Origin of the sequence: Brevibacterium aurantiacum, from assembly GCF_007558825.1 — a bacterium.
GTDB classification, from domain to species: Bacteria; Actinomycetota; Actinomycetes; order Actinomycetales; family Brevibacteriaceae; genus Brevibacterium; species Brevibacterium aurantiacum_A.
In genome coordinates, this window is sequence record NZ_VLTK01000013.1 from 37,192 (window position 1) to 51,594 (window position 14,403).

Below are 14,403 nucleotides of genomic sequence, written 5' to 3' on the forward strand. Positions count from 1 at the left end.
ACGATAACCTGTCGAAATGAGGTCCATGTCACGCACTCTTCCAGCAGCGGCTTCGCCTCTGCCGTTCCTGGACCCGGACGACGTCACCGCGCTGGAGTCGATTTTCGCGAGCTCACAAGAAGTGTCCTCATCAGAGGTGACCGTTGACGCAACGGTCATCGGACTGTTTCCGACCGGCTTCTACATCGGAGTCGATGCTCACCGGCGCGGGACACATGTACTTCCCGTGATGGGCCCGGATGCCCTGCAACTGCCGACAGGACTTCAGGTACCCCAGCTGACTGCGGACCACCTCGGCAGGCTTCGGCCTGAGATGCCGGCCACCGTCACCTTCTCGACGGCATCGGCCCACCCGAGAGTGGAACGGATCGAATCCGCGAATCTCAGGTGCGCAGCCGTCAGAACATGGCGTCCCAGCCGAATCGAGCCCCCGGATCTCAGCGATCCTCGACCATGTTCGCCTGGCGTGGTCGCCTCGGTCCAAGATCGCCTGAACCCGGGTCTCAGCGGTCTTGCCCTCCGGTCGGTCAATCTCGTCCGGGCCCTGGAATCCGGTGTGGTTGCGGACGTCGACTCATTCGCCCACGCCCTCCTGGGCTACGGTCCCGGAAGCACCCCATCCGGTGATGACGCACTCTGCGGGATCGCCCTTGCCTTGCGCTGGACTTCGCAGTCAGTGCTCAGCTCGTGCCAGCACTCGCTGTTGGCCAGCAGTCTGTCCTACCTTGCACTCGAAGAGCGAACCACAGCCGTCTCTGCCTCACTTCTGCGTGCTGCTCTCGAGGGCTACTGCATTCCGGAGATCGAGCGCGCCATCGCCGACATCGCCCGACTGATCCGCGCCGAGAAGTTCTCCGGCAACGGCCACCGCACCACACCGCCGCTTCACACGTTCGACGAGGCTCACGGTCTCGATGAGGTGTTAGCGAACATCAACCGGATCGGTCATCACTCCGGCCATGATCTTCTGACCGGATTCCTCGCGGTACTCACACCTGCTGCCGAACTCACTCTCGTTTCACCACTGGAAGGAACCATCCATGCCGACGACTCTTGATATCAGGTCAGGCCTCTACTACGACTCTGTGGCTCTCATGCAGGTCTCTGCGCAGGTCAAGGCCACCGAAGGTGTAGACGCGGCGCTCATCGGCATGGGCACCGAGCTCAATGTCGGGCTCATGCGCGATGCCGGTTTCGACATTCCCGATTCGGCTGCCCCCAACGATCTGGTCATCGCGATCAGCGCCAGCGACGAAGCTGCGCTCGCGTCCGGTCTCGCCGCCGTCGATGAAGCCTTCACCCGCATTGCCGACACCGCCGCACGCTCGCTGGGGCCAACGGGAGCGGAGCAGCCTCCCCTGACTGTCGAGTCAGCGGTCGGGCGCACCGGCTCCAACCTGGTCGTGGTCTCCGTGCCCGGCGACTATGCAGGCATCGAAACCATTGCCGCTCTGGATGCGGGCAACTCGGTGCTGCTCTTCAGCGACAACGTCGATGTCGACACCGAGGTCGCACTCAAGCACCGAGCCACCGAGGCGGGCCTCATCGTCATGGGCCCCGACTGCGGGACGGCCATCGTCGCCGGGGCCGGGCTCGGTTTCGCCAACGAGGTGAAGCCGGGCCGGATCGGGATCGTCGCCGCTTCGGGCACTGGTGCGCAGCAGGTCTCAACCCTGCTTGATGCCGCGGGGGCAGGGATCTCCCAGCTGATCGGCACCGGCGGACGCGATCTGGCACGCGAGGTCGGCGGACTCAGTGCCAAACAGGCGCTCAAGGCTCTGGCCGGCGACAAAGACACCGACCATGTCATCATCGTGTCGAAACCCGCCGACGCCGAGGTGGTCGCTGAGATAGAGGTGTTGGCAGCCGATCTGGGCATCGGTGTCAGTTGGGCTGTGCTCGGTCCCGAGCGCACCGATCTCACAACAAGCGTCGAAACTGCTCTGGACAGCTGCGGCTTCAATGTCCCCACCTGGCCCTCCTGGGGAACGACCGGCTCCTCAGAGGACCTGCAGCAGGGACCTCTGGTGGGGCTGTTCTGCGGGGGCACCATGGCCGATGAAGCCATGCTCATCGCGGCCGAAACTCTGGGACCTATCACCTCGAACATCCCCCTCGGCGGGGCTGAGAAGATTGCCGGTGCCGAACTGCCCACGTCCGCGCACACGGTCATCGACTTCGGTGATGATGGGATGACTCAGGGTCGCGCCCACCCGATGATCGACCCCAGCCTCCGTCTCGGGGCCATCGCCGAGGCGGGAAACAGCGCCGGGGTCCTCCTCCTCGATCTGGTCCTCGGTCATGGAGCCCACGCGGCTCCAGCGGAAGGTCTCTCCGGAGCCATTTCCGCAGCTCGCTTGGCCGCAACACAGGCTGGACGGGAGTTGCCGGTCATCGTCAGCCTCATCGGCACCCAGTCTGATCCTCAGGACTTCTCTGCCACGGTCGGCTCGCTCGTTGGGGCCGGCGCTGAGGTCTACGTCTCGAATGCTCAGGCGACTCGGCGGGCGGTCTCCCTCATCGCCCCGCTCAACCAGGCCGAGTGCGACAACGCTCCTGCACAGTCAGGACCCTCTTCCCACGGGGCACCGGCGACGACGGAGGCAGCAGCGAACTCTGCGGCGACGAGCGATGCGTCGGCGAGGAGCGATGTGCCGGCGACGAAGCTGAGCGAGCTGCTCTCGGCCGAACCGAAAGTCGTCAGCGTCGGCCTGTCACTCTTCGCCGATGCGCTGCGCGCACAGGCCGTTCCCGTCGTCGAAGTACCGTGGCAGCCACCCGTCGGTGATGCGAACAGGCTCTTCTCCGTGATGAGCGACCCTCGTCGACTGGCCGCCAATGCCCAAGCGTTGGAGGCCATGCTCAATGCCGGTGCCCAGCTCGTCGGCCTACGGCCGGCCCGTGAATGTCTGGGCCTTGCCGAGAACGAGTTCCTGCATTCGGGACCTCCCCTGGAGTTTGAACGGGCCTCGGGCCCCATGCGCGGAGCATTGGCCGGCGCTGTGGTCTTCGAAGGGCTGACCGACACCCTCGAAGAGGCTGAAGCCGGGCTCGCCGATGGACGATTCAGCATGGCACCGTGTCATTCGAAGGATGCTGTCGGGCCGATGGCAGGAGTGATCAGCCCGTCGATGTGGATGTTCGAACTCATCGACCCTGTGTATGGCAATCGCGCCTACTGCTCCCTCAACGAGGGCTTGGGTAAGGTGCTGCGGTACGGTGCGAACAACGACGAGGTGCTTGACCGCCTGCACTGGATGCGCGACATCTTGGGACCCGTGCTCGCACAGGCGGTCGCCGCACACGGACCCATCGACACGAAGTACTATGTTTCGCAGATGTTGGCATCCGGCGATGAGGGCCACAATCGCAATCGCACGGCGACGCTGCTGTTCCTCCGAGATCTGATGCCGGATCTGCTGGCACTGGACTTCGCCACCGCTGACCTCGCCGAGGTGTGCAGTTTCCTGGGCGCCAATGACTACTTCGCGCTCAACCTGGTCATGCCGACCTGCAAACTGGCGATGGCTGCGGCGAAGGGCATTCCCGGATCCTCACTGGTCGTGACCATGGCTCGCAACGGCACCGATTTCGGCATCCAACTTTCAGGTACCGGCGACGAATGGTTCACCGGACCGGCCCAGGTCGCTGAGGGACTGTACCTGGGCGACTTCGGTCCAGAAGATGCCAATCCCGACATCGGAGACTCGGCGATCACAGAGACCGCCGGCATCGGAGGACTGGCCATGGCCGCGGCTCCGGCGGTGGTGCGTCTCGTCGGTGGCGATGTGGCCTTCGCGGTGGAGACGACGCGGAGAATGTACGAGATCACCGCTGGTGAGCACCCGATCCACCAGATTCCGATCCTCGAATTCCGCGGTGTTCCCAGCGGAATCGACCTGGTCAAGGTGCTGCGAACGAATGTGCTTCCGCAGATCAACACGGGCATGGCCGGTCGCATAGCCGGTGTCGGCCAAGTAGGTGCCGGACTCGTCAATCCTCCGATGGACTGCTTCACCAATGGTCTCGAGTCTCTGGGACGGTAGTTCGCTTCAGCCTCGGTCATCGAGCCCAGCGAGCATTCGCTGGGTCCGGTGACTACGAGTGAATAGGTCCGGTTGTCCTCCGCAGCGAACGGCCGGTTCCTTGGGCGAACTCAAGCAGCACCTCGGCGAAGATGGACACTGCAGTGGCCTCCGGCGAACGGGCCCCGAGATCGAGGCCGATCGGACCATGGATTCGTTCGATCTCTGCAGCGCTCGCCCCCGCCAGTGACATAGCATCGACTCGCAGCTTGTGGGTGCGACGACTTCCCAACGCACCGATGTATCCGGCCACGGACCTTGCCGCTTCGAGGAGCACTGGAACGTCGAACTTCAGATCGTGGGTGAGCACTGCGATGACCGTGGAACCTTCGATTCGCCCGGCCCGGACCTCTTCGGCCAGGTATCGATGCGGCCACGAGACGATGACCTCGTCGGCATCGGGGAACCTCTCCGGAGTTGCGAAGATCGGTCGCGCATCGCACACCGTCACCTGATAGCCGAGGAATTTCCCGAGTTGAGACAAAGCCGCCGCATAGTCGATCGCCCCGAAGATGATGAGACGCGGAGGCGGATCCGAGGTGGTCACGAAGATCCGTGTTCCCGCGCCGAGGCGCATTCCAGTGGAGTCGTATTCACGCACTCCCGATCGGCCTTGGGTGATCATCGCCCCAGCATCGGTGGTGACGTGCTCATCGAGTCGCGGGTGCCCGAGAGTTCCACTCCGGCGCCACTCAGCTCCAGCCTTGGCTGCCGCACCATGTCGGCCGGCAGATGAGGGCACGCCAGCCGCGCCCTCTGCGGGTTCGATGAACAACATGCGACCCGTGTCATCAGCGTCAACGACACCCTCGGAAGCCACAGAGTCTTCGGCCGCCTGGCCGAACACCTCGTCGGCTGAAGTCTCACGGATCATCGGCAGTTCCAGGGCGAGCGCGGCCGGACGAGATTCCTCAAGCGCACGCATATAAGCAGCCAGCGGCACCGTCGTTGCCTCATTGACGACCGGGATCACCAGTGCCTCGATCTGCCCGCCGCAGGCAAGGCCCACAGCGTATGCCTCGTCGTCGCTGGTGCCGTAGTGCGACAGCCTGGCCTGACCTGTGGTCAGTACCTCGAGGGCGAGATCGTGGACGGCGGATTCGACGCATCCCCCGGACAGACTGCCGACCGTCTGACCATCGGAGGCCACCGCCATCATCGCTCCGGCCGGGCGGGGTGCCGATGCCCAGGTTTCGACGACGATGGCTACTGAGAACCGGCGGCCGGCCTGCAGCCAATTCAGCAGTGTCTGTTCCAGCTCAGCCATTCGTCATCGTCTCCTTCACTGCTCTCTGGCCCGCGCTTGCCGTATCCGGATGTCGGCTCAATCCATCCTTGCTCGTTCCACCCCGGCCCTGCCTCGCCGTATCCCGTCTCACGCTGGAGGCGATGTTCTCGGCCACTGCCTGCCAACCGTCAACGGTGGTGGCGGGAAGCATCACCTGCGCGTGTTCCTCAGCGATCCGCATACCTCGCACCTCCGGAGTGAAGCCGACACGTCCCGCACGAGGATTCACCCAGATGAATCGGTGGCTCAGTCTCCCCAGCCGTGCGCACGCGCGGCGCAGTTCGGAGCAGTCGCCCTGTTCCCAGCCATCGCTGATGAGGACGAGCACCGATCCGCGGATCGCCTCCCGATGTCCCCCGTTGAGCAGGGTGAGCAGTCCTTCGCCGAGGCGGGTCCCGCTGGCCAGGTCGGGAATCGCCTCCTGCGCCGCCAGCAGTTCACGGTCATTCAACGGTGCAGAGAAGTGATGGTCGACTCGAGTGAGACGAGTTCCCAGGGTGAAGCTTCGTGCCTTGAGTCTTGGCGTGGCTCGAGCCAGGAATCTGATGAGTGCCGGCAGCCATTGCTTCATCGAGGCTGATACGTCGACGATGATCGTGACGTCTCGATCGCGTTCTCGGCGGGTTGACCGCGGCAGACGCGAGAGTTCTTCCTGCCGAAGCAGGGTCCTCACGATCTGGTTCGCATCGATTCTTCCGAAACTGCTGCGCCTGTCTGCATACGCACTGCGACGTGGGTTGCGAAAAGACAGGCCATCGATCAGACGTACCGCCTCCGCCGCATGTTCTCCGTTGCCGAGGTCGGTGGTGCGCAGGACCTCGAGCCGGCTGGCGGCGGCTTGGAGCGCCATTGTCTGGTCTTCGACGTGATCCCATTTCGCCGAGTCACTCGACTCTTCGCTGGGCTCCGGAGTCGGGATCGACACCTCGTGAGGGCCCGGTGCCACTCGTTGTCGCCCGGTGAGGCCGAAATGCTGGTTGAAGAGGGCATCGTGGATCGGAATATGTTTCTGCTCCGTGCAGATCAATGACCGCGAGGCAGCACGAACCTGGGTTGGGTCCAACAGGTCGATGTGGGCAAGTGCGCTGGCCAGAGTCCGGATCCTGTCTGCACCGGCAGGCAGTCCATGCCGGCGCAGGCGTGAGCCGAAGCGCATCAGCTCGGCGGTCAGGTCGCTCATCACTGGTCGACCAGACTGTTCGAACTCAGACCGCTGAGATCATCGGCATCTTTGAGAACTGCGGAAATCGTCGACCGCACGGCTGCCTCGTCGAGTTCACTGATTCCCAGCGCCGCGAGCGCGCGGATCCAGTCGATGGTCTCCGAGGTTCCCGGAGGTTTGATCAGGGTCTGCGACCGCAGACGATTAGCAGCTCGCACTACGGCGGCCCGCAGCGCTTGGGAAGAAGCCGGGACATGATGAGCGAGTATTCTCTCCTCAGTCTGGGCATCAGGTTGGGAGAACCAGTGGTAGACGCAGCGGCGTTTGAGGGCGTCGTGAAGTTCACGTGTGCGGTTGGAGGTCAGGATCACCAAGGGCGGGGTCGGCGTGTGGATGGTGCCCAGCTCGGGAACTGTCACAGACCAATCTGAGAGGACCTCAAGCAGGAGAGCGTCGAATTCGTCGCCGGCACGGTCGATCTCATCGATGAGCAGCACAGGACGCCGAGGTTGAGCATCAGCTCCCTCGTTTCGTGAACTTTCGATCGCCTGGAGGATAGGTCGCCTGAGCAGGAACGGCAGGCTGTGGAGTTCATCGTCGAGGCGTGTGGCATCGAGCCGTTGGGCCGATGCCTTCGCCGCTGCTTCGATGGTCCGGACGTGGAGAATCTGTTTGGCGAAGTCCCAGTCGTAGAGAGCATGGGTCGCGTCGAGTCCCTCGTGGCACTGCAGACGAATCAGTTCGGTGCCGTGGACTTTGGCCAGGGCCTTGGCCAGGCTGGTCTTACCGACTCCGGGCGCGCCTTCGCACAAGAGTGGCTTATCGAGTGCTCCCGCGAGGAAGCTTGCGGTGGCAAGGGAATCGTCGGCCATGTACCCCACGTCTCCCAGAGCCTTCGCCAGATCGAGGGCGCCGGTGTAGTCAGGCATGATCACTCATTCCGGTCGTGGGCAGAAGCAATCCTTGCGCTTGTGCATCTGCCGGAGTATCGACATCCCTGTTCCCCGTGACTCCAGGCGCCAACAGATCTCCGCACTCGATGTCGAGAACCTGACCCGACAAATCCCTGAACAGACTCCTCGCCCCTCTATCCTCGTGACAGGCCGCGATCGCCTCCGAGATCAGGTCTCTGCCGATCATCACAGGATGCCCGAGTTCCGCATTCCACATGCAGCGCGCCAAAACCTCGGTGCCGGAGTGCTCAAGCAAACGACGGTAGGCCTCGACAGGAGTCTCGGGAAGGTCGACCAAGGTCACGATGGCCGCTACGGCATCGGCGGCGACTGCCCGCAGGCCCACCTGCAGCGATGAGCCCATCCCCGCGGCAAAGTCAGGGTTCTCGACCACACGTGCGTTGGCCGGCACCAGGGGTCTCGCCACATCGGCAGACGCCCCGAGAACCACGATGATCTCCAGCGAGTCCTCGGACTGCTGCACCTCGCCCCCAGCATGCGCTGCAGCCATCGTGTGCACATGGTGTTCGAGCAACGAGGTCCCCACACGCAGTCGCAGCAGCGCCTTGGGCACACCCATCCGACTGCCGCTGCCGGCCGCCAACACGATCATGCTGACCTTGCGCTTCATCGCCCTCACCATGGTTATCGATTCTAGGCGCGTTCTGCCAAGGTCGAACCTCGGGCAGCCACGGTCACACCGTCGTCAACAGGTGTGACCACGGTTCCGGAGCTGCCTGCCACAGCCTCGGGGAGATTGTCGAGAGCAGCGATGACACCCATCGGTCCACCCTCGTCGACGAAGTTGAGAACAGCATCGACCTTGGGACCCATCGAACCCGAGGCGAAGGTGCCTGTGTCCTTGAGCTCGCGCAACTGGGCGTTCGTGACTTTCGTGATGTCGCGAGCCTCGGGAGTGCCGAATCCCGCGACGGCACAGGGCACATCGGTGGCGATGATGAGCCGATCGGCCTTCACCGAGCGTGCCAGCTGCGCCGCACTGAGGTCCTTGTCGATGACTGCGGAGACTCCGTTGAATCCTTTCTCATCGGGGATGACTGGGATTCCGCCACCGCCTGCCGCGACCACGACCGCCCCGGAATTCGCCAGGAACTCGATCGTCGGGGTCTCGAGGATCCGCACCGGGCGAGGCGATGCCACAACCCGACGCCACCCTCTGCTGCCGAAGTCCTTCCATGTCTGCCCCAGCTCTTCCATCGCAGCCGCATAGTCCCGAGGCTGGTAGGAGCCGATCGGTTTGACCGGATCAGTGAAGGCCGTATCGTCAGGGTCGACGACGGTTCGGGTCACCAGTGCAACGACGCTCTTGGCAATCCCTCGAGAATTCAGCTCCTTCTCGATCCTGCTCACGATGGTGAAGCCGATGGTGCCCTGAGTCTGGGCCCCGCACCAGTCGAGGCTGACCGGGGGCAGCTCCGCGACGGCGAGCTCGTTCTTGCGCATGATGTTGCCGACCTGTGGCCCGTTCCCATGGGCGACGACGAGTTCGTGTCCGTCTTCGATGATATCGGCGAGATGGACGGCCGCCTGAGCGATGGCACGGCGCTGGCTCTCCGGTGACGCATCACCATCGGAGGAAGTCATCGCGTTGCCGCCAAGGGCGACGAGGACTCTCACAGCCAGTCCACCTCGGGTGCCCTGGCACCGTCACCAGCCAACTCGGCGTAGCCTGGCCCCCTGTCGAAGAAGGGTTCGTTGACTCCACGTTCGGTGAGCAGGCGTGCACGCAGCGACTCTGAAGCCGCCTCGTCGACGGTGGCGTTCTCGATTCCGTCCGGGCCCTCGGTGACGATGACACCATAGGACTCTTCGGCCGCTGCGATGCTCACCTTGCCCCACTGGACGTCGCGGACGACTTCAGCGAAGGGACGCTGGAGCGGGTCTCCCCAACCGCCGCCACCGGTTGTGCGGATCCGCACGACCTCGCCGGCGCTGATCGGCTCGTCATCGGCCAGCGCATCGATTTCGCGTTCGTTCGCTCCACCCGGGTCGATGGTGACCTGGAAGGGCTGACCGGCCTTACCGCCTTTGACTCCCCAGCAGGCAAGGATCGACCGGTCGGCGATCGACATGAAATGACCATCGCGCAACATCCTGATGTGCTTCTCGTAGCCGAGTCCGCCACGGTAACGACCAGCCCCGCCGGAGTCGACGGACAGGCCGAGGCGTTCAACGCGAAACGGGAACCTGGATTCTGTGAACTCTGTCGGCAGGTTCCGGGAATCGGGGACCACGTGGATCGTATCTTCACCGTCGGAGTAGTAGCGTCCACCGGAGCCGCCGCCGAGGACCTCACGCATGAGGTAATCGTTGCCGTCGCGGTCCTTGCCGTAGACGCCCGTGTAGCGGATGGTCTCCTGGTCGGCAGGCATCTGCCCGTCTACTGCCTTCGCCACCACGCCTGCCAGTACGCCGAGGAGGCGCAGGATGACGAAGGTGCGTGCGTTCGTGGGGCCTGGGAACTCGGGCGTAAGCAGGGTCCCCTTCTCTGGGAAACGCATCTCGATGAGGGGGACGATTCCCTCGTTGACGTCGAGTTCGCCCATGCGTTCGGGGCTGTCGGCGAGGTTGCGCAGGATCGGTGCCAACCACTTCTTGAGGAAGTTTCCGCCCACATAGTCACCACAGTGGTTGATCGGCCCTGCAGCTTGAGCCGCGGTGCCGGTGAAGTCGATGATGAGACGAGGACCGTCGTCGGGGCCGCCAGTTGAGGTCTTGGTCAGGGTGATCCTCTGTGTGTGCAGCATCGGGTCGGAGACTCCGTCGTGTTCGGCGTAGTCCTCCCATACGTACTGGCCATCGGGGATCTTCGACAGGATCTCGCGGCGGTAGATCTCCGTGGAGTTATCGAGGATGGTGTCGAAGGCAGCCTCGACGGTGTCGACTCCGTAGCGGGTGAACAGTTCGGTCAGGCGCCTGGCGCCCATAAGGCAGGCAGAGCATTCCGCATCGAGATCTGCCGAGAGCGAGTCGGGCATGCGTGAGTTGCGCGTCATGATGGCCAGTGCCGACCTGTTCGGCTTCCCCGCGTCCCAGAGTTTGATCGGGGGGATCATCAGGCCCTCTTCGAAGACGCTGGTAGCACCCGAGGGCATCGATCCAGGGCAGGCTCCGCCGATGTCATCGTGGTGGCCGAATGCCTGGACGAAGCAGACGACCTCACCGTTGGCGAAGACCGGCACGGTCACGCACATATCTGGAAGGTGGCCGATTCCGCCCTCGGAGGCGTAGACGTCGTTGTGGAAGAAGACATCGCCTTCCTGCATCTCCTCGATCGGGAAGTCGCGGACGATGGGATGGACGAGTGCCGAATATGAGCGACCTGTGAGCTTGCGCAGCTGCCGGTCATGGATTCCTGCTCGGAAATCGTGGGCGTCGCGGATCATCGGTGACCGTGAGGTTCGGGCAATCGCGGTCTCGACCTCCATTTCGACACTGGCCAAAGTGCCTTCGACGATCTCGACGATGATCGGGTCAACCGTCGAAGCCTTCTGCCTCGATGTCAGGCGGTTGCCATGTTCGTAAGCCGTTGGCAGACCTGCGGGGTTGATCGGGTCAGCGTTGATGTAGTCGGTCAACGCCTGCCCTGTCAACGGAGTGAGGCTGAGCATCGACCCGGAGTCGGGTGCTGCGGTCTGGTCAGTGATCGTCATTTGCCTGCCTCCTGGCGTTTGCGGCGAGTGGTGATGATGTTGCCGCCGGCATCGATGCGAGCGGTGAATCCCGGGTGCAGCGGGAAGGTCGAGCCGAACTCTTCGACGATGGCCGGACCTTCCAGGGTGTCTCCGGCCAGGAGACTTTCACGCCAGTACACGGCGGTGTCGACGTATCCGTCCTCGGCGTCGAAGCACACTGGTCGCACAGCGGTCTGTGCACGTTCGGACTTATCCGGTGCGCCCTCGGCTGACGCGATGTGGCGAAGCTCCGGACGGGTGATCGGACCGATGCCTGAGACCCGGACATTGACCCATTCCACGTGCTGGTCCGACGCATCGGCGAAGTCATAGCCGTAGAGCTGCCTGTGCTCGGCGTGGAATGCCCGCGTCACCTCGTCGGCCCATTCTCGGGTGACCGTACCCGAAGGAGCGGGCACGCGGACCTCGAAGGCCTGACCGAAGTAACGGAGGTCGACGGAGCGGTCGAACTGATGGCGTTCTGGTGTGAATCCCTCGTTGATCAGGGCCTCGGTTGCCCGAGTCTGGAGACGGTCGAAGAGGCCGGCGACCTCAGCGATGTCCAGTCCGTCATCGCGTGCGACGTTCGTCTGAACATAGTCGTTCTTGACGTCGACGGTGAGGAGACCGAAGGCGGAGACGTTTCCCGGGTTAGGCGGAACGACGACGCCGGCAAGATCGAGGATGTCGACGAGCGTGCATGCCAGAAGCAAGCCGGAGCCGCCGAAGGTGGTGAGCATGAAGTCACGGACGTCGAGGCCACGCTGGACCGAGATCTGGCGCAGGGCGTTGGCTTGGTTCCAGGCGGAGATCTCGAGGATTCCAGTCGCGGCCTTCTCCGTGCTCAGGCCGAGCTTTGCGGCGATTTCGCTGATGCCGCGACCAGCGGCGTCCGCGTCGAGGGGGATCTCGCCGCCGAGGAGGTGGGGCGGGATCCGCCCGAGGAAGACGTGGGCATCGGTGATGGTCGGTTCCACGCCGCCGTTGCCGTAGCAGATGGGCCCCGGGTCGGCTCCTGCCGACTGAGGACCGACCTTGAGCTGTCCTTCGGCCGTGGTCCAGGCGATCGAGCCGCCGCCCGCACCGACGGTGACGACGTCGATCATGGGGATCTTGGAGGGGTAGACACCGACCGAGCCTTCGGTCGTCAGAGCAGGCTCTCCGTCGACGACAACCGTGACGTCCGTCGAGGTGCCACCGCCGTCGCAGGTCAGGACCTTGTCGAAACCGGCTTCCCGCGCGATGAGTCCGGCACCCAGTGCACCCGCGGCAGGGCCGGAGAGCACGGTGGTGATGGGCTGGTTGACGACTTCATCGGCGGAGAGCACGCCGCCGTTGGACTTCATGATGTAGAACGGCAGCTTGGCGTCCTTGTCGGTGCCGGTATAGGCGTCGAGGCGTTCATGGATGTTCTTGACGTACGTGGAGACTTTGGGTTTGACTGCGGCGTCAACCAAGGTCGTCATCGATCGTTCGTATTCGCGGTATTCGCGCAGCACTTCCGAACTCAGCGACACAATGACGTCGGGGTGCTCTTCGAGGAGGATCTCGCGCATCCTCTGCTCATGGGCGGGGTTCGCATAGGCGTGGAGGAAGTTGACTCCCAATGTGCCGATTCCCTGGTCCCGGAACCAGCGGGCGACCTTGCGTGCCTCGACTTCGTCGAAGGGACGCACTTCGTGGCCTTCGAAGTCCATGCGGCCGGTCACGGTCTTGACGAGGTCGGCGGGTACGATGCGATCGGGCTTGACCCAGAAATAGGAGTTTCCGTACCCGTCGGGTACTGCCTGTCGGGCGATTTCGAGCACGAATTCGTAGCCCTCGGTCGTGATGAAGCCGAGACGATCGAGCTTGCCCTCGAGCAGCTGGTTGGTAGCGACGGTGGTTCCATGGCTGACCGCGCTGATATCGGAGGCTGTGATCGTCGCGGCGTCCTGATCGGTGCCCAACATTTCGAGGACCTTGTCAATGCCGTTGATGAAGCCATCAGCGGGATTCGACGGTGTCGAGGGAGTCTTCGTCGTGGTGAGCTCACCGGTGGCTTCGTTGAAGGCCACCACATCTGTGAACGTTCCGCCGGTGTCGATACCGATACGGATTCGTGGGCTTTGAGTCGACATCAATGTCCTTCCCAGGTCTGATGACCCCAGGTCTGCTGAGCGTTTGAATCCATTTTTGCCGGTGACTCACATCACTCCACCGGCAAAAGATGCCAAACAACCAATGAGCCGTTGGTAAATGTCTCCAATTACGACAGCTCCGAGCGCAGCACCTCCTGAACAGATCGCGCGGGGCGGCCCAAGATGGCCTGCGCCGGAAGCGCTCCGCACGGCAGTCCGTGGTAGTCGTAGTAGGAGAACATCGCTGCCAACCATTCGATCTCGCGCAGGTCGAGACTCGTCCCAGACGTCGAGTCGGCGCCAGCGCTTCTGTGGGCGGCGACCCACTGCTGCGGAGTTGATGCTTCGATTTCAATCGCTCGACCCAGCACTTGCTCTGCGGCGGCGGCATAGTCGCGAACAGTCAGCTGCTGCGGACCGCCGAGTTCATAGGTCGCCCCGATATGGAAGTCATCAAGCAACACGGCGGCCGCGATCTCGCCGAGGTCGGCGAGACTGATCAGTCCGAATCGGGTGTCGACGCTGTAGGGCACAGCAACGTGCGGATTCTGTCCTCGCAGGCCCGGCAGGAGATTGTCGATATATGCGCACGGCTGGAGAATCGACCACTGAAGTCCGCTCCGCCGCACCAGGTCCTCAGATGCAGCCTTGGCCACGTGGTGAGGCATGTCTGGAGCATAGGGTGCCGCCACCGAATGGTAGACGACTCGATCCACTCCTGCCTCGCGGCAGGCCCCGAGCAGTATGGAGATGAAATCACGCTCATCCGGATGAAGGTTCGGCGCCATGAGATAGGCGGCACGACAACCCTTCAGCGCCTCGACGGGGTTCATCATTTCGCCTCGCCCAATCGGAATGATGGGAACCGCTCGGTCCTTGAGCGCCGACGAAATTGCCCGGCCTGTCTTTCCTCGTGCGCCCACAACAGCGACAGATTCTCCTGTCGCCGGATCGATGGTTGTCCTTGTAGTCTCCGTCATAAACGCACTTCTTTCTGATCGATAATCTGCAGTTCGGGCGGCGCGGTGACGCCTGGCCCCGAACTTACACACGAGAGACATGCGCAGATACGGCGAATACTGCCAATCCCTCCAGCCACG

At 63.3% G+C, this 14,403-nt stretch carries 10 protein-coding genes; 2 read left to right on the top strand and 8 right to left on the bottom strand.

The window, feature by feature from the left end; all coding sequences use genetic code 11:
- Positions 1–25 precede the first annotated feature (25 nt).
- Positions 26–1,057 carry an oxamate carbamoyltransferase subunit AllH family protein gene (locus tag FO013_RS18195; RefSeq protein WP_186293193.1) on the top strand — a complete coding sequence of 344 codons (1,032 nt, stop codon included), beginning with the start codon at positions 26–28 and terminating at the stop codon, positions 1,055–1,057.
- A complete protein-coding gene (locus FO013_RS18200) occupies positions 1,041–4,046 on the top strand; it encodes a bifunctional FdrA/YlbE family protein (RefSeq protein WP_143923979.1) in 3,006 nt (1,001 codons plus the stop codon). Before FO013_RS18195 ends, FO013_RS18200 begins: the two co-directional genes overlap by 17 nt.
- Before the next feature lie 52 nt (positions 4,047–4,098).
- Here the strand turns inward: FO013_RS18200 and FO013_RS18205 are convergent, their stop codons facing one another.
- The 8 genes from FO013_RS18205 to FO013_RS18240 all read right to left on the bottom strand — a co-directional run bounded on the left by FO013_RS18205 (position 4,099) and on the right by FO013_RS18240 (position 14,283).
- Positions 4,099–5,352, bottom strand: coding sequence for an XdhC family protein (locus FO013_RS18205; protein ID WP_143923980.1), 1,254 nt, complete (start codon positions 5,350–5,352; stop codon positions 4,099–4,101).
- Positions 5,345–6,553: a VWA domain-containing protein gene (locus FO013_RS18210; RefSeq protein ID WP_143923981.1), complete on the bottom strand. Its 1,209-nt coding sequence runs from the start codon at positions 6,551–6,553 to the stop codon at positions 5,345–5,347. Before FO013_RS18210 ends, FO013_RS18205 begins: the two co-directional genes overlap by 8 nt.
- Positions 6,553–7,464, bottom strand: a complete 912-nt coding sequence (locus FO013_RS18215) for an AAA family ATPase (protein WP_143923982.1) — start codon at positions 7,462–7,464, stop codon at positions 6,553–6,555. The genes FO013_RS18210 and FO013_RS18215 overlap by 1 nt, the downstream gene beginning before the upstream one ends.
- Positions 7,457–8,131 (bottom strand): nucleotidyltransferase family protein, encoded by a 675-nt coding sequence (locus tag FO013_RS18220; RefSeq protein ID WP_143923983.1) that lies wholly within the window; start codon positions 8,129–8,131, stop codon positions 7,457–7,459. Before FO013_RS18220 ends, FO013_RS18215 begins: the two co-directional genes overlap by 8 nt.
- A gap of 11 nt (positions 8,132–8,142) precedes the next feature.
- Positions 8,143–9,126: a carbamate kinase gene (locus tag FO013_RS18225; RefSeq protein WP_143923984.1), complete on the bottom strand. Its 984-nt coding sequence runs from the start codon at positions 9,124–9,126 to the stop codon at positions 8,143–8,145.
- Positions 9,123–11,162, bottom strand: coding sequence for a hydantoinase B/oxoprolinase family protein (locus FO013_RS18230; RefSeq protein WP_260848256.1), 2,040 nt, complete (start codon positions 11,160–11,162; stop codon positions 9,123–9,125). The genes FO013_RS18225 and FO013_RS18230 overlap by 4 nt, the downstream gene beginning before the upstream one ends.
- Positions 11,159–13,303, bottom strand: a complete 2,145-nt coding sequence (locus FO013_RS18235) for a hydantoinase/oxoprolinase family protein (protein ID WP_143923985.1) — start codon at positions 13,301–13,303, stop codon at positions 11,159–11,161. Before FO013_RS18235 ends, FO013_RS18230 begins: the two co-directional genes overlap by 4 nt.
- 128 nt (positions 13,304–13,431) lie before the next feature.
- The gene (locus FO013_RS18240) at positions 13,432–14,283 is read right to left on the bottom strand and encodes an SDR family oxidoreductase (RefSeq protein WP_143923986.1); all 852 of its coding nucleotides are present in this window, start codon (positions 14,281–14,283) and stop codon (positions 13,432–13,434) included.
- Between the last annotated feature and the right edge of the window lie 120 nt (positions 14,284–14,403).

What these genes read in the sequence shown, in the direction of transcription:
- FO013_RS18195 (WP_186293193.1), top strand. Translation starts at nt 26, where the DNA reads ATGTCACGCACTCTTCCAGCAGCGGCTTCGCCTCTGCCGTTCCTGGAC.
- FO013_RS18200 (WP_143923979.1), top strand. Translation starts at nt 1,041, where the DNA reads ATGCCGACGACTCTTGATATCAGGTCAGGCCTCTACTACGACTCTGTG.
- FO013_RS18205 (WP_143923980.1), bottom strand. Translation starts at nt 5,352, where the DNA reads ATGGCTGAGCTGGAACAGACACTGCTGAATTGGCTGCAGGCCGGCCGC.
- FO013_RS18210 (WP_143923981.1), bottom strand. Translation starts at nt 6,553, where the DNA reads ATGAGCGACCTGACCGCCGAGCTGATGCGCTTCGGCTCACGCCTGCGC.
- FO013_RS18215 (WP_143923982.1), bottom strand. Translation starts at nt 7,464, where the DNA reads ATGCCTGACTACACCGGCGCCCTCGATCTGGCGAAGGCTCTGGGAGAC.
- FO013_RS18220 (WP_143923983.1), bottom strand. Translation starts at nt 8,131, where the DNA reads ATGGTGAGGGCGATGAAGCGCAAGGTCAGCATGATCGTGTTGGCGGCC.
- FO013_RS18230 (WP_260848256.1), bottom strand. Translation starts at nt 11,162, where the DNA reads ATGACGATCACTGACCAGACCGCAGCACCCGACTCCGGGTCGATGCTC.
- FO013_RS18235 (WP_143923985.1), bottom strand. Translation starts at nt 13,303, where the DNA reads ATGTCGACTCAAAGCCCACGAATCCGTATCGGTATCGACACCGGCGGA.
- FO013_RS18240 (WP_143923986.1), bottom strand. Translation starts at nt 14,283, where the DNA reads ATGACGGAGACTACAAGGACAACCATCGATCCGGCGACAGGAGAATCT.